The sequence below is a fragment of the Caulobacter sp. P1_D6 genome (genome assembly GCF_056406095.1).
Genome location: NZ_JBFUAW010000009.1, coordinates 33,445 through 56,751, shown reverse-complemented (window position 1 = coordinate 56,751; position 23,307 = coordinate 33,445). Strand labels below are relative to the sequence as shown.

Annotated in this window: 23 protein-coding genes, 1 tRNA gene and 1 pseudogene; 9 read left to right on the top strand and 16 right to left on the bottom strand. The window is 71.0% G+C overall.

The genetic code is table 11. The features are described 5' to 3' along the window. Positions 1-33: 33 nt before the first annotated feature. From AC1DYP_RS06585 to AC1DYP_RS06575, 3 genes are read right to left on the bottom strand one after another with little or no spacing between them, the layout of a single operon-like run. Positions 34-1,275 carry a flavin monoamine oxidase family protein gene (locus tag AC1DYP_RS06585; protein ID WP_477045668.1) on the bottom strand — a complete coding sequence of 414 codons (1,242 nt, stop codon included), beginning with the start codon at positions 1,273-1,275 and terminating at the stop codon, positions 34-36. After that, positions 1,272-2,069 carry an LOG family protein gene (locus AC1DYP_RS06580; RefSeq protein WP_477045725.1) on the bottom strand — a complete coding sequence of 266 codons (798 nt, stop codon included), beginning with the start codon at positions 2,067-2,069 and terminating at the stop codon, positions 1,272-1,274. The genes AC1DYP_RS06585 and AC1DYP_RS06580 overlap by 4 nt, the downstream gene beginning before the upstream one ends. 27 nt (positions 2,070-2,096) lie before the next feature. Then, positions 2,097-4,949 (bottom strand): M16 family metallopeptidase, encoded by a 2,853-nt coding sequence (locus AC1DYP_RS06575; RefSeq protein WP_477045667.1) that lies wholly within the window; start codon positions 4,947-4,949, stop codon positions 2,097-2,099. Positions 4,950-5,097: 148 nt separating this feature from the next. Here AC1DYP_RS06575 and AC1DYP_RS06570 point away from each other — a divergent pair, with 148 nt between their 5' ends. After that, positions 5,098-5,811 carry a hypothetical protein gene (locus AC1DYP_RS06570; RefSeq protein WP_477045666.1) on the top strand — a complete coding sequence of 238 codons (714 nt, stop codon included), beginning with the start codon at positions 5,098-5,100 and terminating at the stop codon, positions 5,809-5,811. Here AC1DYP_RS06570 and AC1DYP_RS06565 read toward each other — a convergent pair. From AC1DYP_RS06565 to acs, 4 genes are read right to left on the bottom strand one after another with little or no spacing between them, the layout of a single operon-like run. Continuing rightward, complete coding sequence (locus AC1DYP_RS06565) at positions 5,792-7,471, bottom strand: DUF4166 domain-containing protein (protein WP_477045665.1); 1,680 nt, start codon at positions 7,469-7,471, stop codon at positions 5,792-5,794. The genes AC1DYP_RS06570 and AC1DYP_RS06565 overlap by 20 nt on opposite strands. Then, entirely contained in the window at positions 7,468-7,905 is a 438-nt protein-coding gene (locus AC1DYP_RS06560) for a thiol-disulfide oxidoreductase DCC family protein (RefSeq protein ID WP_477045664.1), read from the bottom strand. The genes AC1DYP_RS06565 and AC1DYP_RS06560 overlap by 4 nt, the downstream gene beginning before the upstream one ends. After that, the gene (locus AC1DYP_RS06555; RefSeq protein ID WP_477045663.1) at positions 7,902-8,492 is read right to left on the bottom strand and encodes an SRPBCC family protein; all 591 of its coding nucleotides are present in this window, start codon (positions 8,490-8,492) and stop codon (positions 7,902-7,904) included. Before AC1DYP_RS06555 ends, AC1DYP_RS06560 begins: the two co-directional genes overlap by 4 nt. 35 nt (positions 8,493-8,527) lie before the next feature. Next, the gene (acs, locus tag AC1DYP_RS06550) at positions 8,528-10,468 is read right to left on the bottom strand and encodes an acetate--CoA ligase (protein ID WP_477045662.1); all 1,941 of its coding nucleotides are present in this window, start codon (positions 10,466-10,468) and stop codon (positions 8,528-8,530) included. Between the two features lie 174 nt (positions 10,469-10,642). On the opposite strand from acs, the gene AC1DYP_RS06545 reads away from it, so the two are divergent. Then, positions 10,643-11,716 (top strand): serine hydrolase domain-containing protein, encoded by a 1,074-nt coding sequence (locus AC1DYP_RS06545; RefSeq protein WP_477045661.1) that lies wholly within the window; start codon positions 10,643-10,645, stop codon positions 11,714-11,716. Positions 11,717-11,725: 9 nt separating this feature from the next. On the opposite strand, the gene AC1DYP_RS06540 is transcribed toward AC1DYP_RS06545, so the two are convergent. Continuing rightward, positions 11,726-12,385 (bottom strand): peroxiredoxin, encoded by a 660-nt coding sequence (locus AC1DYP_RS06540; RefSeq protein ID WP_477045660.1) that lies wholly within the window; start codon positions 12,383-12,385, stop codon positions 11,726-11,728. A gap of 139 nt (positions 12,386-12,524) precedes the next feature. Here AC1DYP_RS06540 and AC1DYP_RS06535 point away from each other — a divergent pair, with 139 nt between their 5' ends. Continuing rightward, the gene (locus AC1DYP_RS06535) at positions 12,525-13,274 is read left to right on the top strand and encodes a creatininase family protein (RefSeq protein ID WP_477045659.1); all 750 of its coding nucleotides are present in this window, start codon (positions 12,525-12,527) and stop codon (positions 13,272-13,274) included. Between the two features lie 89 nt (positions 13,275-13,363). Further along, positions 13,364-13,996 carry a hypothetical protein gene (locus tag AC1DYP_RS06530; RefSeq protein WP_477045658.1) on the top strand — a complete coding sequence of 211 codons (633 nt, stop codon included), beginning with the start codon at positions 13,364-13,366 and terminating at the stop codon, positions 13,994-13,996. 2 nt (positions 13,997-13,998) lie between these two features. Here the strand turns inward: AC1DYP_RS06530 and AC1DYP_RS06525 are convergent, their stop codons facing one another. The 8 genes and pseudogenes from AC1DYP_RS06525 to tsaD form a co-directional block, all read right to left on the bottom strand. Then, a complete protein-coding gene (locus AC1DYP_RS06525) occupies positions 13,999-14,781 on the bottom strand; it encodes a class I SAM-dependent methyltransferase (RefSeq protein ID WP_477045657.1) in 783 nt (260 codons plus the stop codon). Between the two features lie 56 nt (positions 14,782-14,837). Then, complete coding sequence (locus AC1DYP_RS06520) at positions 14,838-15,335, bottom strand: Hcp family type VI secretion system effector (RefSeq protein WP_477045656.1); 498 nt, start codon at positions 15,333-15,335, stop codon at positions 14,838-14,840. A gap of 80 nt (positions 15,336-15,415) precedes the next feature. After that, positions 15,416-15,766 (bottom strand): Rieske (2Fe-2S) protein, encoded by a 351-nt coding sequence (locus AC1DYP_RS06515; RefSeq protein WP_477045655.1) that lies wholly within the window; start codon positions 15,764-15,766, stop codon positions 15,416-15,418. Continuing rightward, positions 15,763-16,047, bottom strand: a complete 285-nt coding sequence (locus tag AC1DYP_RS06510) for a YciI family protein (protein ID WP_477045654.1) — start codon at positions 16,045-16,047, stop codon at positions 15,763-15,765. The genes AC1DYP_RS06515 and AC1DYP_RS06510 overlap by 4 nt, the downstream gene beginning before the upstream one ends. A gap of 5 nt (positions 16,048-16,052) precedes the next feature. Next, positions 16,053-16,334 (bottom strand): YciI family protein, encoded by a 282-nt coding sequence (locus AC1DYP_RS06505; RefSeq protein WP_477045653.1) that lies wholly within the window; start codon positions 16,332-16,334, stop codon positions 16,053-16,055. Positions 16,335-16,363: 29 nt separating this feature from the next. Continuing rightward, positions 16,364-16,481 (bottom strand): annotated as a pseudogene (locus AC1DYP_RS06500) (hypothetical protein); the annotation flags it as partial. Further along, positions 16,480-17,475, bottom strand: a complete 996-nt coding sequence (locus AC1DYP_RS06495; protein ID WP_477045652.1) for an NAD(P)H-dependent glycerol-3-phosphate dehydrogenase — start codon at positions 17,473-17,475, stop codon at positions 16,480-16,482. The gene AC1DYP_RS06495 and the pseudogene AC1DYP_RS06500, both read right to left, overlap by 2 nt. After that, on the bottom strand, positions 17,472-18,575 hold the full coding sequence (gene tsaD / locus AC1DYP_RS06490) for a tRNA (adenosine(37)-N6)-threonylcarbamoyltransferase complex transferase subunit TsaD (protein ID WP_477045651.1): 1,104 nt from the start codon (positions 18,573-18,575) through the stop codon (positions 17,472-17,474). Before tsaD ends, AC1DYP_RS06495 begins: the two co-directional genes overlap by 4 nt. Positions 18,576-18,646: 71 nt before the next feature. Between tsaD and hemC the strand changes: the two genes are divergently transcribed. The 5 genes from hemC (at position 18,647) to AC1DYP_RS06465 (ending at position 22,997) form a co-directional block, all read left to right on the top strand. Further along, positions 18,647-19,603, top strand: coding sequence for a hydroxymethylbilane synthase (gene hemC / locus AC1DYP_RS06485; protein WP_477045650.1), 957 nt, complete (start codon positions 18,647-18,649; stop codon positions 19,601-19,603). A gap of 4 nt (positions 19,604-19,607) precedes the next feature. After that, positions 19,608-20,315, top strand: coding sequence for a uroporphyrinogen-III synthase (locus tag AC1DYP_RS06480; RefSeq protein ID WP_477045649.1), 708 nt, complete (start codon positions 19,608-19,610; stop codon positions 20,313-20,315). Between the two features lie 43 nt (positions 20,316-20,358). Further along, complete coding sequence (locus AC1DYP_RS06475) at positions 20,359-21,267, top strand: COG4223 family protein (protein ID WP_477045648.1); 909 nt, start codon at positions 20,359-20,361, stop codon at positions 21,265-21,267. Continuing rightward, positions 21,264-22,835, top strand: coding sequence for a heme biosynthesis HemY N-terminal domain-containing protein (locus AC1DYP_RS06470; RefSeq protein ID WP_477045647.1), 1,572 nt, complete (start codon positions 21,264-21,266; stop codon positions 22,833-22,835). The genes AC1DYP_RS06475 and AC1DYP_RS06470 overlap by 4 nt, the downstream gene beginning before the upstream one ends. An 86-nt stretch (positions 22,836-22,921) precedes the next feature. Then, positions 22,922-22,997 (top strand) — tRNA-Thr (locus tag AC1DYP_RS06465). Positions 22,998-23,307: the final 310 nt, after the last annotated feature.

The window sequence follows — 23,307 nt, the reverse complement described above, 5'->3', positions numbered from 1 at the left end:
GGCCTTCGGCCGCCTCCCCCACAGGGGGAGGGCTTAGGTCCCGCTGACCCCCAACGCCGCCAACACCTCGCGCGCCGCTCGCTCGCCCGTCTCCCACGCGCCGTGGGCGGTCGAGAAGGCGTGCGGCGAGCAGGCTTCGCCGGCGAAGAACAGCCGTCCGTCGACCGGCGCGGCCAGAACGGCCCGCTCGCCGGCCCGGCCAGGCAGGGCGTGGGAATAGGAGCCCCGCGCCCAGGGATCGGACGCCCAGGCCGTCTTGGCCAGCACCGACACTCGGCCGCGTAGACCCGAACCGTAGACCCCGACCAGCTCGTCGATCGCGAACGCCGCCGACGCGCCGGGGCCTTCGGCCTCCAGCGACCGCGCGTGAGCGCCGCCGAAGAACGCCTCGATCACCGGCCGGCCCAGCGGGCGCAGGTGATAGGCTCCGGTCGCCGTGCGCTCGGGCGCGCCGTAGACCATCGATTCCACCGCGAAGGCGTCCGGCTCGTCCAGCTTCAGGAACACCTTGTCGGCCAGGCCCAGCGGCAGGCCCTCGGCGGCGGCCAGCTTGGCGGGCAGCTCGGGCAGGATTCGCAGCGCTCCGGCGGCCAGGAGGGCCGTGGGGATGCAGACGATGGCCGCCCGGGCCTGGACCACCCCCTTGGCCGTCTCCAGGCTCAGGCGAGGCCCGTCATGGCGCAGCAGCGAGACGGGACAGTCGCCGACGACCCGCACGCCGCGCGGCGCCAGGCCGGCGATTCCGGCCCCATAGCCCTCCGCGACCCGCCAGTTGAGCTCGCTGTCGTCGTAGGCCCCATAGTCCTTGACCGAGACCTGGTCGAACTCGGCCCCGTTGTAGTAGGCGCTGAAGGCGTTCAGCAGGGGGTTCCAGCGTCCGCCGGGCTCCAGCAGGTCCGAGGCGGGCTGGTCCCCTGCTTGGCCGGCCGCCGCCTCGACCCGCTCGTCGAACGCCGCGAAGGCCTCGCCATAGGCCTCGCGCTCGGCGGCGCTGAAGTTGATCGTGGCTTCCGGATGGGCCCAGGGCGGCGGGGTCTTGTCGATCGTCAGGCCCGAGGCGGCGATCTTTTCGACCAGCGGGTTGCGGTCGGCCGAATGCAGCCACTCGCAGCCCAGGTCCAGCGGCATGCCGTCCAGCAGGGCGGTATGGGCCCGACCGCCGATCCGGTCCTGGGCCTCCAGAACCAAGACGTTCAGCGGCGCGGCCGCCAGGGTGGAGGCGGCGGCCAGGCCAGCGGCCCCGGCCCCGATGATGGCGACGTCGACTTCCGTCATGGGGTGGGCGGCTCCGTCGGCGGCGCCTGCTCGGGCTCCAGTTCGATCGACTCGCCCGGCTTGAGGCCGCAGGCCAGCAGGCTGGACCACACCGTCTCGGCGCTCTCGGCGAAGCGGAAGAGCTCCAGGTCGGCGGCGTTGATCATGCCGTGCTCGACCAGGCTGTCGAAATTGACCACCGAGCGCCAATAGGCCTCGTCGAACAGCACGATGGGGATGCGCGGCGCCTTGTCGGTCTGGCGCAGGGTCAGGATCTCGAATAGCTCGTCGAAGGTGCCGAAGCCGCCGGGGAACACCACCAGGGCGTTGGCCCGCATCGCCAGGTGCATCTTGCGCATGGCGAAGTAGTGGAAGCGGAACGACAGGTCCGGCGTGGCGTAGGGGTTGGGCTGCTGCTCGTGCGGCAGGGTGATGTTGAAGCCCACCGACGGGGCGCCGGCGTCCCAGGCCCCGCGGTTGGCCGCCTCCATCACCCCTGGCCCGCCGCCGGTGGCGATGACGTTGTCGCGCACGCCGTCCGTCGCGTGGATCGCTCCGCCGCGCTCCGACGCGAGGCGGCCGAACCGCCGGGCCTCGGCGTACCAGCGGGCCTGCGCGCCGGGACCGTCCTCACGGACCCGGGCGCTGCCGAACACCACGATGGTCGAGCGCACGCCCCAGGCCCGCAAGGCCTCGTCGGCCTTGGCGAACTCCAGCAGGAACCGCACGCCCCGCATCGACTCGCCCAGCAGGAAGTCCTGGTCCAACGCCGCCAGGCGATAGGAGGGCGAGGCGAGCTGGGCTTCGCTTTTCAGATCGGCCTGGCGGTCGTCGGTCACGCTTTACTTGGCCTTCGTGAGGGTGGGGCTGTCGAGGTCCAGCTGGTCGATCGGGATCTGCACGGCGGCCGGCAGGGCCGTCTTGACGCTTTCGCCCATCGTCTTGGCGTCGCCGACCACGATGACGCTGGTCTGGGTCGGGTCCAGCACGGCCTTGGAGAAGGCCTGGACGTCGGCGGCGCTGACCGCCTCGACCTTGCCGGTATAGGCCTGGATCTCGTTCAGCGGGACGCCGTAGATCGCCAGGTTGCCCAGGATGTCGGCCAGCCCGCCCGAGGTGCCCAGGTCGCGGCCGAAGTCGCCGACCAGCACCGACTTGCGCGCCGCCAGCTCGGCGGTCGAGGCCGGTTCGGCGGCCAGGCGCGTCAGCTCGTCCTTGATCAGGCCCACCACCTGGGCGGCGGATTCGTTCTTGGTCTGGACGGTGGCCGTGAAGCCGCCGATCGCCGCGCGCGGCGACAGGCCGGAGCCGGCGCCGTAGGACAGGCCGCGCTTGATGCGGATCTCCTGATTCAGGCGCGAGGAATAGCCGCCGCCCAGCACGCCGTTGGCCACGAGGCCGGCATAGTAGCGCGGGTCGGCGCGCAGAATCGCCGGCTTGGCCACCACCACCGCGGCCTGGCCGGTGCCGGGCAGGTCGACCAGCACGTTCTTGGCCGCGTAGCCGGTCGGGCCCTTGACCGGGGCCGGCGGCGGACCGGCGGGCTTGGCCCAGCCGCCGAACGCCTTCTCCGCCAGGGCGAAGCCCTGTTCGGGCGTCAGGTCGCCGGTCAGCACCAGGATGGCGTTGTCGGGACGCCAGTTGGCGGCGTGGGTCTTGACCAGGGCGTCGCGCTGGATCTTCGGCAGCGAGCCGGGGGTGCCGCCCGCGACGTGGCCATAGCCGGAGCCGGCGTAGATCACGGTCGGCACGACGAAGCCCGCGACCGCGCCGGGCCGCTGGTAGCTGACCGACAGGCCGTCCAGGGTCTCGGCCTTCACGCGCTCCAGCTCCTCGGCCTTGAAGGTCGGGTTCTGGGCGACGTCGGCCATGATCGCCAGGGCCTGAGGAGCCTTGTCGGCGATGACGCTGAGGGTCAGGGACGAGGCCTCCCAGCCCGAAGCGGCCTCCAGATCGGCGCCCAGGGCCTCGGTGGCGGCGGCCACCTGGGTGGCGGTGCGCGTCTTGGTGCCCTCGGTCATCAGTTCGGAGGTCAGGCTGGACACGCCGGCCAGGCCGACGGGATCGGATCCCGCCCCGCCGCGCACGGTCAGGTCGGCGGTGATCAGCGGCAGGTCGCTGGACTTGGCGACGATCACCCGCAGGCCGTTGGCCAGGGTCTTCTCGACCGGCGCAGGCAGGATCGGCGAGACCGGCTTGCCGGGCGCGGGCGGGACCGTGCGCTCGGCTTCCGGGGCCAGGGTGGTGACCGGACCGCTGTAGGTCACCGACGGGGTCGGCTTGGGGGCCTCGAACGGGTCCTTGGCGCCGGCCGGCTTAGACGATTCCGGCAGGTAGCGGACGGTCACCTTGCGGTCGTCGGCCAGATACTTGGCGGCCACGCGCTGGACGTCGGCGGCGGTCACCGCCTGCAGGGCGGCCAGGTCGGTGTTGGCGCGCTCGGCGTCGCCCTCGGTGCGCAGGGCGTAGCCGATCGCGAAGGCCCGGCCGTCGATGGTCTCGCGGCCGCGCACGGCGTCGGCCAGCAGGCCGGTCTTGGCCTCGGCCAGCTCGGCGGCGGTGGGCGGGGTCGTGCGCAGCTTGGCGACCTGGGCGCTCAGCGAGGCCTCGCCCTGCTCCACGGTCTTGCCGCCGGCCATGATCGCGCCGACGTAGAACATGCCCGGCTGGGCGTTGGTGCTGGTCGAGGAGAAGATCGTCTGGGCGATCTGCTGGTCATAGACCAAGCTGTTGTACAGGCGCGACGACTTGCCGGCCGAGAGGATGGCGTCCAGCACGGCCAGGGCCGGGGCGTCCGGATCGGCGGCGGTCGGGGCCTGCCAGGTCATGGCCACGCCCGGCAGCGGCACGTTGGGGCCGTAGGTGGTGATCGTCTTGGACCCGGTGCGCGGCGGCTCGACCACCGTGACCTGCTTGATCGGCGTGGCGGGCGTCTTCAGCGGCGCGAAATACTGGTCGATCCAGGCGTCGAGCTGGGCCTCGTCGAAATTGCCGACCACGATCAGGGCGGCGTTGTCGGGGCGGTAATAGGCGGCGTGGAAGGCGCGCACGTCGTCGACGGTGGCGGCGTCCAGCTCTTCGATCGAGCCGATGCCCGGGCGCTTGTAGGGATGGTCGGCGAACGAGGCCTGGGTGATGTAGAGGTTGAAGAACCGGCCGTAGGGGTTGGCCAGGACGCGCTGGCGCAGCTCTTCCTTGACCACATCGCGCTCGGACTTGAACACCGCGTCGTCGATGACCAGCGAGTTCAGGCGCTCGCTCTCGGCCCACAGCAGGCGCTGCAGGTGATTGGCGGGGACGACCTCGTAGTAGTTGGTGAAGTCGTCATAGGTGGAGGCGTTGTTGAAGCCGCCCACGTCCTCGGTCAGGCGGTCGAAGGTCTCACTGGGCATGTTGCGCGTGGCCTTGAACATCAGGTGTTCGAACAGGTGCGCGAAGCCCGAGCGGCCCTCCGGATCGTCCTTGCTGCCGACGCCGTACCAGACCTGCACCGTCACGTTCGGCGTGGTCGCGTCGCGCGAGGTGTAGACCTTCATGCCGTTGGCCAGGGTCCGCTCCTTGTAGACGATCGGCGGCACCGTCACGCCGGCCGCCGCCGCTGGAGCCGGTTTGGTCTGGGCTTGCGCCAAGGGAGAGAGAGCGGTGGTCGAAAGGGCCAGCGCGACGAGGGCGGCCTTGGCGGCGGGACGGATCATGAGGACGGCGCTCCGAAAGCTTGAGGGCGCGACCCTAGCATCCGGGCCGGAGGCGCCAAGCTTACCGTCTTGTCATGAAAGGCGAGGATTGCCCGGGAAGCTCAACCGTGCATCCTCTGGTGGAAAGATCGTCAGCGGGGGAAGCATCATGAAGTCTCTGTCCATCGCCTGCGCCCTGGCGGCGCTGGTCGTCGTCTCCACCCCGGTCCAGGCCCGTCAGTCGGGGGTCGAGGAAGTCGTGGTCACCGGCGCGCGGATCACCGAGTACGACCCGGTCAAGACGCCCTTCGTGACGCTGAACAAGCGCGCCGACAACCTGATCACCGAGGTGCGGGTGGTCTGCGACACCCGCGATCTGTCCCAGCGCAGGCAGGAGCTGAAGGCCACCCTGCGCAACATGATCAAGGCCGCGCCCGCCGCCGGGGTCGAGCTGGGCCTGGAGGGCGAGGAGGTGATCGGCCGCTTCGATGAGACCATGCTCGACGCGGTGATCCACGCGGACGGCAAGCCCGACACCAGCGTCGCGGTGCTGGTGGTCAAGACCCACGTGGCCCCGACCGACACGTTCGACGCCGCCACGGGCCGCATCACGGCCTTCGCCGAGAAGACCGCCAAGGCCGGCCGCACCGAGATCCTGCCGACCGAGGACTGGAACCTCACCCTGATCGGCCCGCAGCGCTATCGCGGCGAGGTCCTGGCCCTGGTGGCCGACGACGCGCGCAAGGTGGCGGGAACGTTCGGTCCCGACTACGCGGTTACCGCCGAGGGGCTGCAGCTGCCATTGTCCTGGTACCAGTCCGGGCCGCTCGAGCTGGCGCTCTACGTGCCCTACAAGCTGACGGTCACGCCTCGCCCGAAGTGAGGGAGGGCGAAATGAGCCGGCCGGCATAGCCGAAGATCACGCCCAGCCAGGGATGGGCGACCAGCACGCGGAAGCGGTAGCTTCCGTCGTGCTCAAAGGTCCGCGCCCGGATGCGCGGCGCCCAGGCGCGGGGCAGGGGAACGGGCCCCAATCGCCAACCCTCGAAAATCCAGGACAGGCCGTTCGGATAGGGCGCGACCGAGAAGCGGAAGGTCAGGGCGCCGGCGGCCTCCTCGAACGTCCACGGATCGTCGCGGGCCGGTCCGATGGTCGAATCGAAGGTGCAGGCCCTGAACCGGCGGACCCAGCGTTCGCCGCCCTCCGCCGGCGTGATCGTCACCGTCGTCTCGTGCAGGCCGGTCGGCGGCAGACCCTGCAGGCGACGAACGAGGGCGGGCAGGCCGGACGCGCCGCGCGCCCGCGCCCGGCCGGTCAGGGTGACGGGCTCGAGGCCGGCATGAGCGCGGCGAACGCCCTGGGGCAAGGCTGCCCAGGCGTCGCCCAGCAGGCGGGGGAACAGGCCGGGGGTGTCTGGACGCTGGCTCTCCAGCTGGGTGCGGATCGGCAGGTCGCGCAGCTCGTGCAGGATGGCGTCCAGGTCGACCAGGCCGACGCAGGGCGCGGCGCGGGGTTCGCCCAGCCTGGCGTCGAGCAGGGCGCGCAGGGCCGCCGCCGCCGGGGCGGCCGGTGTGCTGGGACCGGCGCCCGCCTCGGCGCACAGGCTCCAGCGGGCCAGGCGCCGCGCGCCGTCGGCGTCGAGGCCCTCGGCGCTGACCACCATGCCGCCGCGATCCGAACCCAGCGGCGCGACCAGGCCCGCCGCCTCGCCCAACAGCACGGCCAGCGGCTCCAGGGTGCGGATCAGCCGCGCGCGCCGCAGCAGGCTCAGCGCCCACAAGCCCAGATGCAGGATCGGCAGCTCCAGCCCGGCCCGGAAGATCGCGTCCCGGCGGACGTGGAAGCGGGCGGGCAGCAGGTCGAGGTCGGGCACCTCGGCCAGGCCGGTCCAGCGGCGGCCTAGACCCGGGAAGGGCGTGCGGCGCGGGTCGCTCCAGCCGGGGCGGATCGCCCAATGGCCCTTGGCGAACACCCGTACCGGCCCGCCGGCCCAGCCCAGGATGGCGCGGATCACCGAGAGTCCCCGGGGCGCCCGGGCGCCGGGCGAGATCGCGGCTTCCACCCGCTCGATCCGGGTCCAGCCGGCGGTCATCCTATCGAGGGCGGCATGGCTGAGGGCCGGGGTCGAGCTGGCGCCGGTGATCGCCCAGCGCTTGGCCGCGCGGGCTTCGCCGTCCAGCGCCGCCTCGAAGCCGGCCACGAAGTCGCGGGCGTCGGCCAGGTCGAGATAGTGGGCGCGGGCCGCCAGCACCGCGCGGGGGAAGGCGTGGTCCTGGCCCTGGAACGGTCCGGCCGAGTCGACCACCGCCCAGGCGCCCAACGCGGCCAGGTTCGTAGGATCGAGGCGATCCAGCCGGGCGACCTCGATCTTCGCGGCGGGTTTGGTCCTGGCCAGGTCGGCCGCCAGGGCCTCCAGCGGGGCCAACCCGCGGGCCGCCAGCACCAGGACGACGTCGGGCCAGCGGGCGATCATCGCCGCCAGCCTCTGGCCGAACACGCCGCTGGCCCCCACCAGGACGATGCGTTTGAGGCTGTCGCTCATACGGTCGGCGGCTCCAGCACGAAGCGGGCCTTCTGCTCGGGCGTGGGCAGCATGCAGGTCGCGCGCTTGCCCATCAGCCGGTAGCGGTTGGCGGCCAGCCAGTCGTAGGCGCCGTCCAGCCAGGCGCGCGGCAGGACGTCGATCACCGCCAACCAGGACCACGGCGGGCCCAGCCGCCGCAGCAGGGCCAGGATCGCCGCGCTCTTCTCCAAGGCCTGGCCGCCGTCGAGGAACAGGAAGCTGGTCGGCTGGTCCGGATCGATCCCGTGGTCCAGGGCCAGTCGCCGGCCATAGGCCGACTGGATCGGTGTGAAGCGGATCAGGCCCTCGCGGTCGATGGCCAGCACCGCCCGGACCGAGCCCGAGCACAGGTTGCAGACCCCGTCGAACAGCCAGGGTCCGTCAAGTTTGGGCGGCTCGGGCGTCGGGCTCATCGCGCCGCCGCCACGCTTTCTCGGCGCAGCGCGCGCAGGGCGGCGGGAACGTCGCGGCGCATGGCCATGGTCGTCATGCCGTTGGGCAGGCCGAAGGGGGCGGTGGCGCGGTTCTCGTAGGTGACCCGGGTGGCCCTGCCGCCGTCCAGCGGCTCCAGCAGCCACTGACCCTCGCAATCCTTGATGTCGCCCGCCTCGCAGCGGAAGGCGATGCGCCGGTAGGGCTCCAGCGTCAGGCGCGAGGTCGAGTGCAGGGCCGGCAGCAGGAAGCTCCATTTGACGATGTGCTCGCGCACCTCCACGCGGCCGGTGGCGTCGCGCGACAGCACGGTGCAGCTCTTGACGCTGGGGGTCATCCGCGCCGCCCGCTCGCAGTCGAGGATGGTGCTCCAGACCACGTGCGGCGAGGCGGCGATGTCGATCATCGCCCGCACCTGGCCGCCGCGGCCGCTGGAATCGGTGTGGGCCTCCAGCGCGACGTCGCCGCTTTCGATGCGGTGCAGCCAGTCGGGGTTCGGCTCCTGCGCCCCGGCCGCCCATGGGGCCGCCAGCATCACGAAAGCAACGACAAGGGCTCGGCCACGCATGAATCTAGCGTAGCCGAGTTTCAGCCCCTGGCGCATCAGGCCTTGGCGCGATTTTTCACCAGATCGTCGACCACCGACGGATCGGCCAGGGTCGAGGTGTCGCCCAGGCTGCCCAACTCGTTCTCGGCGATCTTGCGCAGGATGCGACGCATGATCTTGCCCGAGCGGGTCTTGGGCAGGCCAGGAGCCCACTGCAGCACGTCCGGCGCGGCGAACGGGCCGATCTCCGCCCGCACCCAGAGGATGAGGTCCTTGCGCAGCTGGTCGGTAGCCTCGACCCCCAACTTCAGCGTGACGTAGGCGTAGACGCCCTGGCCCTTGATGTCGTGCGGATAGCCGACCACGGCGGCCTCGGCGACGGTCTCGTGGGCGACCAGGGCGCTCTCGATCTCGGCGGTGCCCAGGCGGTGGCCCGAGACGTTGATCACGTCGTCGACCCGGCCGGTGATCCAGTAATAGCCGTCCTCGTCGCGCCGACAGCCGTCGCCGGTGAAGTACTTGCCCGGATAGGCGCTGAAATAGGTCTCGAAGAACCGGCCGTGGTCGCCGTAGACCGTCCGCATCTGGCCGGGCCAGCTGTCGGTGATGACCAGGTTGCCCTCGGTCGCGCCCTCCAGGACCTTGCCCTCGGCGTCGACCAGCTGGAGTTTGACGCCGGGCAGGGGCTTGGTGGCCGAGCCGGGCTTCAGGGCCGTGGCGCCGGGCAGGGGCGAAACGAGAATGCCGCCGGTCTCGGTCTGCCACCAGGTGTCGACGATCGGCAGCCGGTCCTTGCCGACCACGCGATGGTACCAGAGCCAGGCCTCGGGGTTGATCGGCTCGCCCACGCTGCCCAGCAGGCGCAGGGACGACAGGTCGTTCCTGGTCACGTGCTCGTCGCCCTCGCGCATCAGGGCGCGCAGAGCCGTGGGGGCGGTGTAGAAGATCTCGACCTTGTGCTTGTCGACCACCTCCCAGAACCGGGCCGGGGTCGGATAGTTGGGCACGCCCTCGAAGATCAGGCTGGTCCCGCCGTTGGCCAGCGGGCCGTAGACGACATAGCTGTGGCCGGTCACCCAGCCGACGTCGGCCGTGCACCAGAAGACCTCGCCGGGCCGGTAGTCGAACACCGCCTCGTGGGTCCAGCTGGCCCAGGTCAGGTAGCCGCCTGTGGTGTGCAGCACGCCCTTGGGCTTTCCGGTGGAGCCGGAGGTGTAGAGGATGAACAGCGGGTCCTCGGCGTTCATCGGCTCGGGCTCGCAGGTGGCTGGCACGCCGTCCTTGACGTCGTCCCAGACGATGTCGCGGCCATGGACCAGCGGCACGTCCGCGCCGGTCCAGCGCACCATCAGCACCTTGCCGACCCAGGGGCAGTGGTCCAGGGCCTTGTCCATATTGGCCTTCAGCGGCACCCGCTTGCCGCCGCGACGGCCCTCGTCGGCGGTGATCACGAACTGCGAGGCGCAGTCCTGGATGCGACCGGCGATGGAGTCGGGCGAGAAGCCGCCGAACACCACCGAGTGCACCGCGCCGATCCGGGCGCAGGCCAGCATGGCCACCGCCGCGATCGGGATCATCGGCAGGTAGATCGTCACCCGGTCGCCCTTGCGGACCCCCTGGTCCTTGAGGACGTTGGCCATCCGGCAGACCTGCTGGTGCAGTTCGCCGTAGGTGACGTTGTGCGAATGGCCCGGCTCGTCGCCCTCGAAGATCAGGGCGACCTCGTCCTTGCGATGCGGCAGGTGGCGGTCGATGCAGTTGACCGAGGCGTTCAGCACCCCGTCGGCGTACCAGCGGATGCGGAAGTCGTCCTTGGCGTACGAGACGTCCTTGATCCGGGTCGGGGCCTTGATCCAGTCCAGCCGGCCGGCCAGGTCGCGCCAATAGCCCTCGGGATCGGACTCCACCCGGGCCACCGCGGCCTGATAGCCGGCGGCGTCGATATGGGCCTTGCCCGCCCAGTCGTCGGGAACCGGAAAAACCTGTCCGTCGCTCACGCCGTCACTCCCATGATCTTGTTGGCGGGGAGTTATGCCCGGCGACCGGCGGGGCGCAAGAAGACCATTGGGGAATTTGTGAACTTCCGCCGTGGCCGCGTCCCATGGCGCGGGGGTTGCGAACGGCGTCGGTGCGCGCATAGCTTGGTCCCGTCGATCGGTGGGGAGGAAGCCATGGCCAGGATGGTCGGAGCGTTCGTCGTCGCATGGCTCTTCGCGAGCGGTCTGTCGTCCGCGGCCGTCGGCGCCGCGCCGGCCACGCTGGATCGCGTCGCCGCGCCCCTGGCCCAGGCCTATGTGGCCAAGCACGGCGGGCAGCTTTCGATCGGCGTGACACGCGACGGCCAGGCGACGGTGGTGGGCTACGGCGGCGACCCCGCGTCGGCGTCGGGCGCCAACTACGAGATTGGCTCTATCGGCAAGACCATGGCCGGACTGATCCTGGCCCAGGCCGTGGTCGAGGGCCGGGTCGCCTTGCAGGACGACGTCCGCAAGTATCTCGACGGCGACTATCCGAACCTGGTTTTCGAGGGCGAGCCGGTGCGGTTGCTGCACCTGGCCAACATGACCTCGGCCCTGCCCGACAATATTCCCGACCTTTCGGGCGTCCCGGCCCTCGCCGACAAGGCGGCGGCGCTGCGGGCCTATTCGAAGGTCCGGTTCCTGGCCGACCTGCACGCCGCCAAGCTGACCGCCAAGCCCGGCGACCAGCCGGCCCATTCCAACGTCTCGGCGCAACTGCTCGCCTATGTGCTGGAGCGGGTCTGCGGCCAGCCTTACGAGATCTTGCTGTCCCGCTACGTCGAGGCTCCGTTAGGCATGGCGGCGACCGGAAGCGGGACTTTGATCCCGGGCCACGACGAGACCGGCGCGGTCGCGCCCCGGCTGGACATGCCTTTCAGCCGCCCCGCCGGCGGGCTCTCCTACACCGCCGCCGACATGCTGAAATACGCCGCCTATCAGTTGGCCGAGCCCGACGCCGCCATGCGCCTGAGCCACCAGGGCACGTGGTTCACGCTGGATCGCAAGCTGTCGGTCGGCTTCTTCTGGATCATTGGCGAGACCCCGACCGGCGGGCGCCGCCTGCGCTATTCGGGCGGCACCTATGGGTTCAGCAGCTTCCTGGATCTTTATCCCGAGGACCGGCTGGGCCTGGTCCTGCTGTCCAGCGTCGCCGCCCCTTCCGCTCAGGACGATCTGCAGGCCCTATCCGAAGCCTTGGTCGCGCGGCTTCGGGCCGAAGACTGACGGCCGAATTCAGGCCGGCTGCTTGACCACCCGCAGATAGGGCTTCTGCTCGTCCCAGCCGTCCGGGAACAGCGTCTTGGCCGTCTCGTTGTCCACCGAGGTGACGATGATCACGTCCTCGCCCTGCTTCCAGTCGGCCGGGGTGGCCACCTTGTGGGCGGCCGTCAGCTGCATGGAATCGATGACCCGCAGGATCTCGTCGAAGTTCCGGCCCGTGGTCATCGGATAGACCAGGATCAGCTTGATGGTCTTGTCGGGCGCGATGATGAAGACGTTGCGCACCGTGGCGTTGGCGGCCGCCGTGCGGCCGTCCGAGCCGCCCGCCGTGTCGGCCGGCAGCATGCCGTAGAGCTTGGCGACCTTCAGGTCGGTGTCGGCGATCATCGGGAAGTTCGGGGCGGTCCCTTGGGTCTCGGCGATGTCGGCGGCCCACCGGGCGTGGTTGTCCACCGGGTCGACCGACAGGCCGATCACCTTGACGCCGCGCTTGTCGAACTCGGGCTTCAGGCGCGCCACGGCGCCCAGCTCGGTGGTGCAGACCGGGGTGAAGTCCTTGGGGTGCGAGAACAGCACCACCCACTTGCCGTCGGCCCAGTCGTGGAAATGGATCGGGCCCTCGGTGGTGTCCTGGGTGAAGTCCGGCGCAATGTCGCCGAGTTTGAGCGTCATGGACGTCTCTCCTGATCCGCCAAAGAGGGTCGGCCCAAAGGGGGTGTGTCGAGCCATTGGATGGGCGTAAAGCCGTCCCCAATTTGTAGGCGCGCGCCTTCCCCGGCGCCGCCCAGGATTTCTCGCGGAGTTTCCAGCCATGCTGCTCGCCCTTTCGACCTGGCCCGAGATCGAGGCCTATCTGGCGACGTCGAAGACGGTGGTGGTGCCGATCGGCTCCAACGAGCAGCACGGGCCGACAGGCCTGCTGGGCACCGACTGGCTATGCCCGGAAATCATCTCGCACGAGGCTTCGAAGCTGTCGGAAACCGTGCTGGTCGCCCCGACCTTCAATGTCGGCATGGCCCAGCACCATCTGGCGTTCCCGGGCACGATCTTCCTGCGGCCCTCGACCTTCATCGCCGCGATCGGCGACTGGGTGCGCTCGCTGGGCGCCCACGGCTTCGAGAAGATCTATTTCCTCAACGGCCACGGCGGCAACGTCGCCTCGATCGAGGCGGCCTTCTCCGAGATCTACGCCGAGTACAGTTTCCGCAAGGAACGCGCGCCCTTCGCCCTGAAGCTGAAGAACTGGTGGGACCTGAAGGGCGTGCTCAGCCTGGCCAACCAGCAGTTCCCGACCGGCCACGGCAGCCATGCGACGCCGTCCGAGATCGCCGTGACCCAGTGGGGTTATCCGGACAGCATCAAGTCCGTGGACTATTCGCCGAAAATCGCCCCGACCGGCCCGATCCGCGAGGCGCTGGACTTCCGCGCCCGCTACGCCGACGGCCGCATGGGCTCCGACCCGGCCCAGGCCACGCCCGAAAAGGGCGGCGCGCTGGTGGCCCAGGCGGCCAAGTCGCTGATCGACGACCTGGCCGATTTCTCGGCCGAGGTCAGGGTCTAGCCGTCATGGCTTGCGCGCCGTCTGGCCCGGACTAGTCTCGTCCTGAAGTTGTTGGGACAGGGGCCGGGATGACGGCGCGACCTCTACGCATGCTGGCCGCCATGGCTTTGATGCTCGGCTTGTCCGGCGTCGCCCATGGGCAGGACAGTCAGCGCGAACGCTTCGAGCGCGGCCAGAAAGTCCAGCGGGATTTCGAGCGGCAAAGGCTGGTCGCGGTCGGCCTGTCGCCCCTGGCCGAGATCCAGGCCGCGCGACGCGAAGTGCGGCAGGCGGTCTTCATGGATCCCTACGGGATGCTGCCCATGCCCAGCCTGCAAGTCGAACATGCACGCAAGGGCGCGGTGACCCTGACCTTCAAGAATCGCGACGGGTCCGAGCGCGTGGTCGACCTGCCGCGCGAGAGCTGGTCGATCCTGGCGAAGGCGGAGGGCGCGACTTTCAAGCCGCCTCGTTTCAAGGCTTGGGATGAGCCGGCGCCGGGCATGCCTCGCCCGCCGGCGCCGCCGATCTGCCATGGCTGGATAACGTTCCTGGGCGCGACGGGCAGGACGGGGGCCCGCACGGCGTCGGGCGCCGCCTGCGGCGGGGAAGGTCCCGGCTTGGCTTATGGGGCGGCCATGGCCCGGTTGGCGCTCGCCACCAGGCCCGACTGCGTCGTCGACCCGGACGTATTCTGGTCGTTCCAGAGGTGTTTCGGCCAGAAGCCGCCGACGTCCGGATAATTCTACCTCGGAATCTCCGCGATCTTGGTCAGGGCCACCTGGCGGTAGACCGCGGTGATCTCGAAGTAGCGGCCGAACGCGCCGAAGAACTGGTCGACGGCCTGTTTCACGCCCGGCCCGCCGATCTCGCTGATGTCGTGCCAGTAGTCGTCCAGCACCATCATGCCGCCCACGCTGAGCAGGCTGGCGCAGAAGCACAGGTCGATCAGCACGGCCAGGGCGGTGTGGCTGCCGTCGACATAGATCAGGTCGAACTGCTTGCCGGCCGCCAACATCTTCGGCAGCTCATAGGTCGAGAAGCCCTTGCGGGCCGTCATCGACCGGAAGCCGGTCTTGGCCATGTTGCGGTGAAAACGCGGCTCGACCGCGTGGTACTTCTCTTCCGGGTTCAGGGCCTCGTCGAACCACGGGTCGATCACCGTCACGTCCAGTCGGCCGGGGATCAGCCAGTCCATGAAGGCCAGGTTACGGCCCTCATAGGCCCCGATCTCCAGGTAGCGGATGCCCGCGTCGCCGCGCTTGCCCGCGAAGTCGCGCAGCAGCGGCGTCACGAACGGGATGTTGTTCGAAGCCCAGCCCGAGGTGAACTCGTAGCCGACCTTTTCGCTGTGGGCGTTGAAGGCCTCGACCACCGAATGGTCGCGCTTGGCCAGCATCGTGCGGGCCAGCTCGGGGGCGAAGCGCGGATTGACCTTGGCGAACGAGCGCAGCTTGGCGCCGAGGCCGCGCGCGTCCTCGGCGTCGGTCAGAGCGTCGTCGAAATTCGGATTGGACCCGTCGGCCATGGCGCGGCTTCCCCGTTTGTGTCGGAAAACCCTAGCGCCAAGGGGTTAAGGAACGGTCAGGTGAAGCTGGCGATCGGCTCTTTCAGAAGGGTGCTCCAACCGCTGTGCAGCGTCCCGGCCCCGCTGTAGTAGGTCCACAGCATTTCGGAGGGGTTCAAGGTCAGGCGCTCGACGGTCGATCCGTCGGCCTGGCCCTGCAGCTGGATGTCGGTGATCGCCGCGTCGCGCAGGGCGACGGTGAACATCAGGACGCCATTGCTCACCCGGTGCAGATAGGTGGGGCGCTCGCGGCCCTCGCCCAGAGGCTTGGCCCGCAGGCAGAACTCGTAGAGCTTCACCGACAGGGCGTCGACGGGTTTGACCACGGTGAAGGCGGCAGCCGGCGGCGCGGTCGCCGAGGCGGGCGCCTTCAGGTCCTGGCCGAAGGCGATCAGCGGCGCGCACAGCCCGGGATCGAAGCCGCCGATCACGGCGGCGGGCAGGCCGTCGATCCTGGGAACCGCCGGCGGATAGACAAGCTCAGGCTCGCCCGGCTGCAGCAGAATGATGTCCATGGCGCGCCCCAATCCTGCTTCCAGGTCTTCGTTGAGGCGGACCCTAACCTTGACCGTGGCGCTTGGCGACCGCCGTTATCTCAGGCGGTGACGACCGCGTCGCCCACCACCCGCACCGGCCACGGGGTCAGGGAGACGTTCTGGCAGGGCCCCGCCACCATCGCCCCGTCCTCGATGCGGAACAGGGCCGCGTGGCCGCCGCAGAGGATCAGGTCGTTCTCGCGGGTCAGGAACCGGCCGCTCGGTCCGGCCAGCGGCCAGCCGGCGTGCGGACAGCTGTCGACATAGCCGACCACGTCCCGGCCCCGCCGCACCACGAAGCCTGCGAACACCGCGTCCTCGGCCCGGAAGCGAAAGCCGCGCGCGCCGGGCGAGGCGATCTCGTCCAGCGCGCAAAGCACGGTCCCGGAGACGGGGCGGGCGGGGTTCATGGCGCATCGATCCCCATTGGCCATTCGTGGATGTCGATCCGCGCGAACAGCCCGGCCCGCGCATAGGGATCCTCGGCCGAGAAGCGCCGCGCGGCGGCCAGGTTGGCGCATTCGACCGCCATCAGCGAGCCGCACATCGCCCCCGCCTCGTCCAGCAGATAGGCCCCGAACCGGTATTCGTCGGCCCTGGCGCGGACATAGGCCAGGTGGGCCGGTCGGGTGGCCGTGCGCAGCGCCGCCGTGTCCGGCCCGTCCAGGCAGTGCAGGGCGAACAGCGGCATGGCGGCTAGACCGAGCCGACCGCCAGCCGCCAGGTGTGGATCTCGACGCTCTCGAAGATGCCGGCCGCGGTGTAGGGGTCGTTGTCGGCCTGGGCCTGGGCGGCGGCCTTGTTGTCGGCCTCGACGATCAGGATCGAGCCGACCGGGTTGCCGTCGTCGTCCAGCAGGGCGCCGGCCAGCTTCAGGACCTTGGACTCGGCGAGATAGGCCAGGTGCTTGGGGCGGGTGGCCAGGCGGGTCTCGAGCGCGCCGGGCTTGTCCTTGCAGGTGATGGCGTAGAGCGGCATGGGGCGGGGTCCTTGGCTAGGTGGAAAAGCCCTGCGTCCTTCGAGGCCCGCTGCGCGGGCGCCTCAGGATGAGGAAATCAGAAGTCGCTCACTTACCTCATCCTGAGGTGCGAGCCGTCGGCGAGCCTCGAAGGACGCAGGGCGTCTAAACCTCGGCCTTCAGCGGCCGCGAAAGCAAACCCAGGATGGCGCTGTCGACATCGACCTCGCCGGCCAGGATGGCGGCGACGGCCTCGCAGATCGGGGTCTCGACATTCAGCGAGCGGGCCAGGGCGCGCACGGCGGGCGCCGACGCCACGCCCTCGGCCACCGAGACCTTGCCGGCCAGGGCCTGTTCCAGGGTCTGGCCGCCGCCCAGCGCCAGGCCGACGCTCATGTTGCGCGACTGCGGGCTGGAGCAGGTCAGGACCAGGTCGCCCAGGCCGCACAGGCCGGCGACGGTTTCCGTCTTGCCGCCCAGGGCCACGGCAAGGCGGGTCAGTTCGGCGAAGCCGCGGGTGATCAGGGCGGCGTGGGCGCTGCGGCCCAGGCCCTTGCCCTCGGAGATGCCGCAGGCGATGGCCAGGACGTTTTTCACCGCCCCGCCAGCCTCGGCCCCGATCACGTCGGCGGCCCAGTAGGGGCGGAAGGTCGGGATGGCGATGGCCTGGCCGATCCGCTGGCCCAGTTCCTCGTCCTCGCAGGCCAGGGTGACGGCGGTGGGCAGGCCCCGCGCCACCTCGCCGGCGAAGCTGGGCCCCGACAGCACGGCGATCGGCTGACCCGGCAGCACCTCGGCGGCGACGTCGCTCATCAGCTTCAGCGTGCCCTGCTCGACGCCCTTGGAGCACAGCACCACGGGCACGCCGGCCTTCAGGTGCGGCTTCAGGGCGACCAGGGCCGAGCGCAGGTGCTGGGCCGGCGGCACGGCCAGGATCAGGTCGCAGGCCGAAAGGGCGGCCATGTCGGCCGAGGCGGTGACGGCGTCTTCCAGCTTCACGCCCGCCAGGAACAGGGTGTTCTCGCGGTCGGCGGCGATCGAGGCCACGACTTCGGGCTCGCGGGCCTGCAGGGTGACCTGGAGGCCGGCCCGGGCCGCGACCTGGGCCAGGGCCGTGCCCCAGGCCCCGGCGCCGATGACGCCGACGTGCTTGAAGGTCATGCCTTGGCTCCCTTGCGACCGAAACTGTTGCTCGGATTGGATAACGCCGCCGCCTCGTCCAACGGCCAACGCGGACGCGCCACGGCGTCCAGATCGTCGGAAATCCCGACCGCCAGCCGCTCGGCCCCGGCCAGGGCGATCATGGCGGCGTTGTCGGTGCAGTAGGCCAGGGGCGGGGCGTCGAAGGAAAAGCCGTTGTCGGCGCAGTTCCTCCGCAGCGCCTCTTTCACCGCGCCGTTGGCCGCCACCCCGCCGGCCACGACGAAGCGCAGGGCCTGGTCCGGATGGCTGGCGGCGTAGAGCTTCATCGCCCGGTCGGTGCGCTCCGACAGCTGGCGGGCGATGGCGAACTGGACGGCGGCGGCGAGATCCGCGCGCTCCTGCTCGGACGTCACCTTCTCGGCCAGGCGCGCGGCGGCGGTCTTCAGGCCCGAGAACGAGAAATCGCAATCCTTGCGGCCCAGCAGGGCGCGGGGCAGGTCGAACTTGGAGGGATCGCCGCTGGCCGCCAGCTTCTCCAGCGCCGGACCGCCGGGATAGGGCAGGCCAAGGCTCTTGGCGATCTTGTCGAAGGCCTCGCCGGCCGCGTCGTCGATGGTGGTGCCCAGGCGGGTGCAGGCCCCGACCCCCGCTACTTCCAGCAGCTGGCAGTGCCCGCCCGAGACCAGCAGCAGCAGGAACGGATAGTCGATCGAGGCCCCCAGCCGGGCCGAGACCGCGTGGCCCTCCAGGTGGTTGACCGCCACCAGCGGCAGGTCGCGGGCCAGGGCCACGGCCTTGCCGAACGCCAGGCCCACCATCACCCCGCCGACCAGGCCGGGCCCGGCCGTGGCGGCCACCCCGTCCAGGGCGTCGAAGCCGATCCCCGCCGCCCGCATCGCTTCGGCCGCGACCGCGTCGATGGCCTCGACATGGGCGCGGGCGGCGATCTCGGGCACCACTCCGCCGAACGGGGCGTGCTGCTCGAACTGGGTGCCGACGATCGACGACAGCACCGTAACGCGGCCGTCCTCGTCCCGGCGCACGACGGACGCGGCGGTCTCGTCGCAGCTGGTTTCCAGTCCAAGGATGGTGAGGCCCATTTTCCTTAAGGGGGTCATCTGGTTGCGGCCGCTTCGCCGCTCCTGTAGCAGGCAAGGCGTCTTTCGACCTTGCAGGTAACGTTCGAACCTTGTCCCGGCAACCCATCCGTATCGGCGCGCGCGGCTCCAAGCTGTCGCTGGCCCAGTCCGGCCTGATGCAGGCCCGCATCGCGACGGCCCTTGGCTGGACGCCCGGCGACGATATCGACGCCTTCGCCCAGCTGATCCCGATCGTCACCAGCGGCGACCGCATCCAGGATCGCCGACTGATGGAGATCGGCGGGAAGGGCCTCTTCACCAAGGAGATCGAGGAAGCCCTGCTGGACGGGCGCATCGACTGCGCCATCCATTCGCTGAAGGACATGCCGGCCCAGCTGCCGCCGGGCCTGGTGCTGGCCGCCGTGCCCGAGCGCGAGGATCCGCGCGACGCCTTCATCAGCCATGTGGCCGAGCGGCTGGAAGACCTGCCCAAGGGCGCGCGCCTGGGCACCGCCTCCTTGCGTCGCCAGGCCCAGGCCCTGCACGTGCGCCCTGACCTCGAAGTCGTCATGCTGCGCGGCAATGTCGACACCCGACTGGCCAAGCTGGAACGCGGCGAGGCCGACGCCATCCTGCTGGCCCAGTCCGGCCTGAACCGCCTGGGCCTGGGCCACCTGACCCGCAGCTGGCTCGATCCCCTGGCCGCCCCGCCCGCGCCGGGTCAGGGCGCCCTGGTCATCGAGACCCGCGCCGAGGACGTCGACCTGCCGTGGCTGCAGGCCGTGCGCTGCCAGGCCACGACCCTGGCCGTGGCCGCCGAGCGCGGCGCGCTCTACGCCCTGGAGGGCTCGTGCCGCACGGCGGTCGGCGCCCATGCCCGGCTGGACGGCCTGACCCTCACCATGATCGTCGAGGCCCTGACCCCGGACGGCGCCCGGCGCTTCCGCCGCGAAGGCTCGGTGGTTCTGTCGAGCCAGGACGCCGCCGACGAAGCTCGGGTCCTGGGCTTGGAGTTGGGCGCGGCCGTGCGCGCCGAGGGCGGTCCCGCCCTCATCCTGACCGAGTAGGCTGATGGTGGCGGCCGCGCCGCGGATCTGGATCACGCGCGCCTCGCCGGGCGCCGAGCAGACCGCCGCGCGGCTTGCGGCCATGGGCCTTCCGCCCTTGGTGGATCCACTTCTGGAGGTGGTCCCCCTGTCGCCGTCGATCGATCTGAACGGCGTGGCGGCCCTGGCCTTCACCAGCGTCAACGGCGTGGAGGCCTTCGCCCGCCTCTGCGCCGATAGGAGTCGCCCCGCCTTCGCGGTGGGCGACCGCACCGCCCTGGCCGCGCGCGAGGCCGGCTTCGCCGAGGTGGTCTCGGCCGACGGCGACGTCGGCGCCCTCGCGGCGCTGATCGTGGGGCAGGGGCCGCGGATCGGCGGCGTGGTGCTGCACCCCAGCGCCCTGGAACCCGCCGGCGACCTCGTCTCGCCCCTGGTCGCGGCCGGCCTGAGCGCCCGGCGCGTGGCGGTCTACGAAACGGTCGAGCGTGACCCTCAAGCCGCGACCTTGGYCCAGTTGGGATCGATGGCCGCGGTCCTGCTCTATTCGCCCCGCGCGGCGGGCAAGCTGGCTCGGGTGCTGAAGGCCCGCCCCGCGCCCAGCCTTCGGGCCTTGTGCCTGTCGCCGTCCGTGGCGGGCGCGCTCGGGACGGCGGAGCAGGACGGCCGCCTGGCGTCCGTGGTCTGCGCGCCGCACCCGACCGAAACCGCGCTGCTGGATCTGCTCACGCTCTAGCTGGACGATTGCGCGGCGCGGCGGCGTGGGGCACGAATGGCGCATGACGCTCGCTCCAGACCCCGTTGAATCCGACGCCCCGCGCGACCCGGCGCTGTATGGGCGTCGCCGCCTGCTGGGTCCGGGCTTCTGGGCGCTGATCGCCTTCGGGATCCTCTGCGTGGCGGCCGGCGCGGCCCTGGCGCGATTCGGCCCGACCTGGTTCTCCGGCGCCAAGCCGCCGCCCGCCGTCCAGCAGCCCGTCGGAAGCGCGACCCCGTCTTCCCAAGCCGGACCCGGCCAGCCGCTTTACGGCGCGCCCAGCGTCGCCGCCGTCCCGCCGCCGGCGTCCGACGACGTGGCGCAGCTGGAAGGCCGTGTCGCCGTTCTCGAAACGGGCCAGCAGCGGGCCCTGGACGCCGCCGGCGCGGCCCTGGCCGCCGCCACCCTGGCCGACGCCGCCCGCACCGCCCGGCCGTTCGCCGAGGAGCTGGCCGGCCTGGAGCGCGTCCTGCCCCTGTCGCCCGACCTGCGCGGCCTGGCCCGCCTGGCCCAGGACGGCGCGCCGACTCGCGCGGGTTTGGCCGACGAATTCGAGACCGTGGCCGGCCGCGTCGCCGTCGCAGCCCGCGACCCCGGCCGCAACGCCGACTTCCTGGCCCGGCTGCGGCACGCCCTGTCCAGCATCGTCTCGATCCGCCAGGTCGGCACGACCCAGGGCGGCACGCCCGACGCGGTCCTGGCGCGCGCCCAGAGGCTGCTGAACGAGGGCGATATCGAAGGGGCTCTGACCACCCTCGAGAGCCTGCCCTCTCCGGCTCAAACCGTGCTGGCGCCGTGGCGCGCCGCCGCCGAGCGCCGGATCGAGATCGACCGCCACATCGCCGCGATCCGCGCCGACGCCCTGGCCGGCCTGGTCCAGGTGACGCGCGCCCAGGGGGCCTATCCGCCCGCCGCCCCGGTGGCCCCATGATCCGCGCGGCGATCGTCTTCTTCCTCGTCGCCGCGATCGCCGTGGCGATGGTCGCCCTGACCGGCGAACCGGGCGCGGCGAGCCTGGATTGGATGGGCTGGCGGGTCGAGATGACGGCCGCCGCGGCCGCCCTGATGACCTTGTTCACGGCGCTGCTGGCCACGATCCTGTGGCGCGCCCTGCTGTGGGTGATCGAGGCGCCGAAGCGCGCCGCCCGGGCCCGCGCCGAGGCCAAGCGCAAGCAGGGCGTCGAGGCCCTGTCGCGCGGCTTCCTGGCCGTGGCGGCCGGCGACGGTTCGGAAGCCCGCCGCCTGGCCCAGAAGGCGTCTGAACTGGCCGAGGACGCGCCGGCCCTGGTCCGCGTCCTGGCCGCCCAGGCCGCCGAGGCGGCGGGCGACCACGTTGCCGCGCGCCAGGCCTACAACGCCATGCTGGGCTTCCCCGAGATGCGCCTGGCCGGCCTGCGCGGCCTGATGCAGACCGCCCTGGCCGAGGGTGACAAGGCGCTCGCCCTCAGGCACGCCGAGACCGCCTACGGCCTGGCCAAGACCGCCCGCTGGGCCTGGCGCGCGCTTCTCGAGGCGCGCCTGGAGGCGGGTGATTGGAAAGCGGCCCTGGCCCTGGTCCAGGGCGCGCTGGACCGCAAGATCGTCCCGCCGCTGGTCGCCGAACGGGCCAGGGCCGCCCTGCTGGCCGCCTCGGCCGCCGGTCTGGAGGAGTCCGACGACCCCAAGACCCTGGCCCAGGCCCTGGACTTCGCGACCCAGGCCGCCAGGCTCAAGCCCGAGTTCGCGCCCGGCGTGGTGATGGCCGCGCGCCTGCAGGCCGCCGACGGCAAGGCCGCCAAGGCCGGGACCCTGATCGAGACCGCCTGGAAACAGGCCCCACACCCGGCCCTGTGGCTGGCCTATCGCGACCTGAAGACCAGCGAGACCCCCAAGCTGCGGGCGACCCGCCTGGCCGCCCTCGCCAATCTGAAACCCGAAGCCCGCGAAAGCCGGCTGCTGAAGGTCGAGAGCGCCCTGATCGGCGGCGATCCGATCGCCGCCCGGGCCGCCGCGCGTCTTCTTCCTGAAGAACCGCTGACCGCACGGGTCGCCGGCCTGATGGCCCGCGTCGCCTATGCCTGCGGCGAGGCCGACGAGGCCCGCGCCTGGGTCGCCCGGGGCGCCGCCGCGCCGCAGGAGCCCGACTGGTCGGACCTGGACCCTGAAGGCCGGGCCTTCGCCTACGCTCGGGACGACTGGGCGCGGCTGACCGTCAGCTACGCCGAGACCGGCGAACTGATCCATCCGCGCTTCGAGCGCCGCGAACGCACGATGAGCGAACTGCCGCAGCTGCCATCGGCCTATGCGGAATCCACGCCCTTCGTCCGGGCGGCCGAGACCGGCGGCGCCCTGATGCCCATCCCCGACGATCCCGGAATCGGGCCCGGAATCGGCGACGGGACCGGCGATGGCGGCCTCGACGCGGCCCCGTCGTCCGACCCCGAAACCGGCGCTCCGGCGCCTCGTCGCAAGACGGGTTCACGCCGACGCTTGGCAAGCGGCCCTCGCGCCGCTAAATAGGCCGCTCCTCGCGCCGGGTCGGTGATTTGGCGCCAGGAACACCAGTGTCTTCCGGACCCGTTTCGAGCGGCCCGGAGACGAAGCGCGCCGCTTTAGCTCAGCTGGTAGAGCACCTCATTCGTAATGAGGGGGTCACAGGTTCGAGTCCTGTAAGCGGCACCACTTCCCAGTCTTCGATTCCCGCTTTCGGCCCCGCCTCCCAGGCGCGCGGGCCTGCGACCAAGCGTCTCGCCAGGCGGTTTTCGCTGCGTTGCGACAAAATGTCCGACGACGGATCTTTAACTCGCAGAATCGCGACTTCTACTGACCAGAAGCCAGGGGTTTTGACTGAATGCCGCAAATCAAAGGCTATCATCGCGCATCTGGTCGTCATGGTCGCCTCAACGATGCTTGTTGCGCCGCAAAAGTTGCATCGAATTCTGTATAGACAAATCGGATAGTTCGAATTGACGTGCGTTTCTGACTTCTTTGA

Bases quoted from the DNA above. Each gene is read 5' to 3' on its own strand.
- AC1DYP_RS06585 (WP_477045668.1), bottom strand. From the start codon at position 1,275: ATGACGGAAGTCGACGTCGCCATCATCGGGGCCGGGGCCGCTGGCCTG.
- AC1DYP_RS06575 (WP_477045667.1), bottom strand. From the start codon at position 4,949: ATGATCCGTCCCGCCGCCAAGGCCGCCCTCGTCGCGCTGGCCCTTTCG.
- AC1DYP_RS06570 (WP_477045666.1), top strand. From the start codon at position 5,098: ATGAAGTCTCTGTCCATCGCCTGCGCCCTGGCGGCGCTGGTCGTCGTC.
- AC1DYP_RS06565 (WP_477045665.1), bottom strand. From the start codon at position 7,471: ATGAGCGACAGCCTCAAACGCATCGTCCTGGTGGGGGCCAGCGGCGTG.
- AC1DYP_RS06560 (WP_477045664.1), bottom strand. From the start codon at position 7,905: ATGAGCCCGACGCCCGAGCCGCCCAAACTTGACGGACCCTGGCTGTTC.
- AC1DYP_RS06555 (WP_477045663.1), bottom strand. From the start codon at position 8,492: ATGCGTGGCCGAGCCCTTGTCGTTGCTTTCGTGATGCTGGCGGCCCCA.
- AC1DYP_RS06545 (WP_477045661.1), top strand. From the start codon at position 10,643: ATGGCCAGGATGGTCGGAGCGTTCGTCGTCGCATGGCTCTTCGCGAGC.
- AC1DYP_RS06540 (WP_477045660.1), bottom strand. From the start codon at position 12,385: ATGACGCTCAAACTCGGCGACATTGCGCCGGACTTCACCCAGGACACC.
- AC1DYP_RS06535 (WP_477045659.1), top strand. From the start codon at position 12,525: ATGCTGCTCGCCCTTTCGACCTGGCCCGAGATCGAGGCCTATCTGGCG.
- AC1DYP_RS06530 (WP_477045658.1), top strand. From the start codon at position 13,364: ATGCTGGCCGCCATGGCTTTGATGCTCGGCTTGTCCGGCGTCGCCCAT.
- AC1DYP_RS06525 (WP_477045657.1), bottom strand. From the start codon at position 14,781: ATGGCCGACGGGTCCAATCCGAATTTCGACGACGCTCTGACCGACGCC.
- AC1DYP_RS06520 (WP_477045656.1), bottom strand. From the start codon at position 15,335: ATGGACATCATTCTGCTGCAGCCGGGCGAGCCTGAGCTTGTCTATCCG.
- AC1DYP_RS06515 (WP_477045655.1), bottom strand. From the start codon at position 15,766: ATGAACCCCGCCCGCCCCGTCTCCGGGACCGTGCTTTGCGCGCTGGAC.
- AC1DYP_RS06510 (WP_477045654.1), bottom strand. From the start codon at position 16,047: ATGCCGCTGTTCGCCCTGCACTGCCTGGACGGGCCGGACACGGCGGCG.
- AC1DYP_RS06505 (WP_477045653.1), bottom strand. From the start codon at position 16,334: ATGCCGCTCTACGCCATCACCTGCAAGGACAAGCCCGGCGCGCTCGAG.
- AC1DYP_RS06495 (WP_477045652.1), bottom strand. From the start codon at position 17,475: ATGACCTTCAAGCACGTCGGCGTCATCGGCGCCGGGGCCTGGGGCACG.
- tsaD (WP_477045651.1), bottom strand. From the start codon at position 18,575: ATGACCCCCTTAAGGAAAATGGGCCTCACCATCCTTGGACTGGAAACC.
- AC1DYP_RS06475 (WP_477045648.1), top strand. From the start codon at position 20,359: ATGACGCTCGCTCCAGACCCCGTTGAATCCGACGCCCCGCGCGACCCG.
- AC1DYP_RS06470 (WP_477045647.1), top strand. From the start codon at position 21,264: ATGATCCGCGCGGCGATCGTCTTCTTCCTCGTCGCCGCGATCGCCGTG.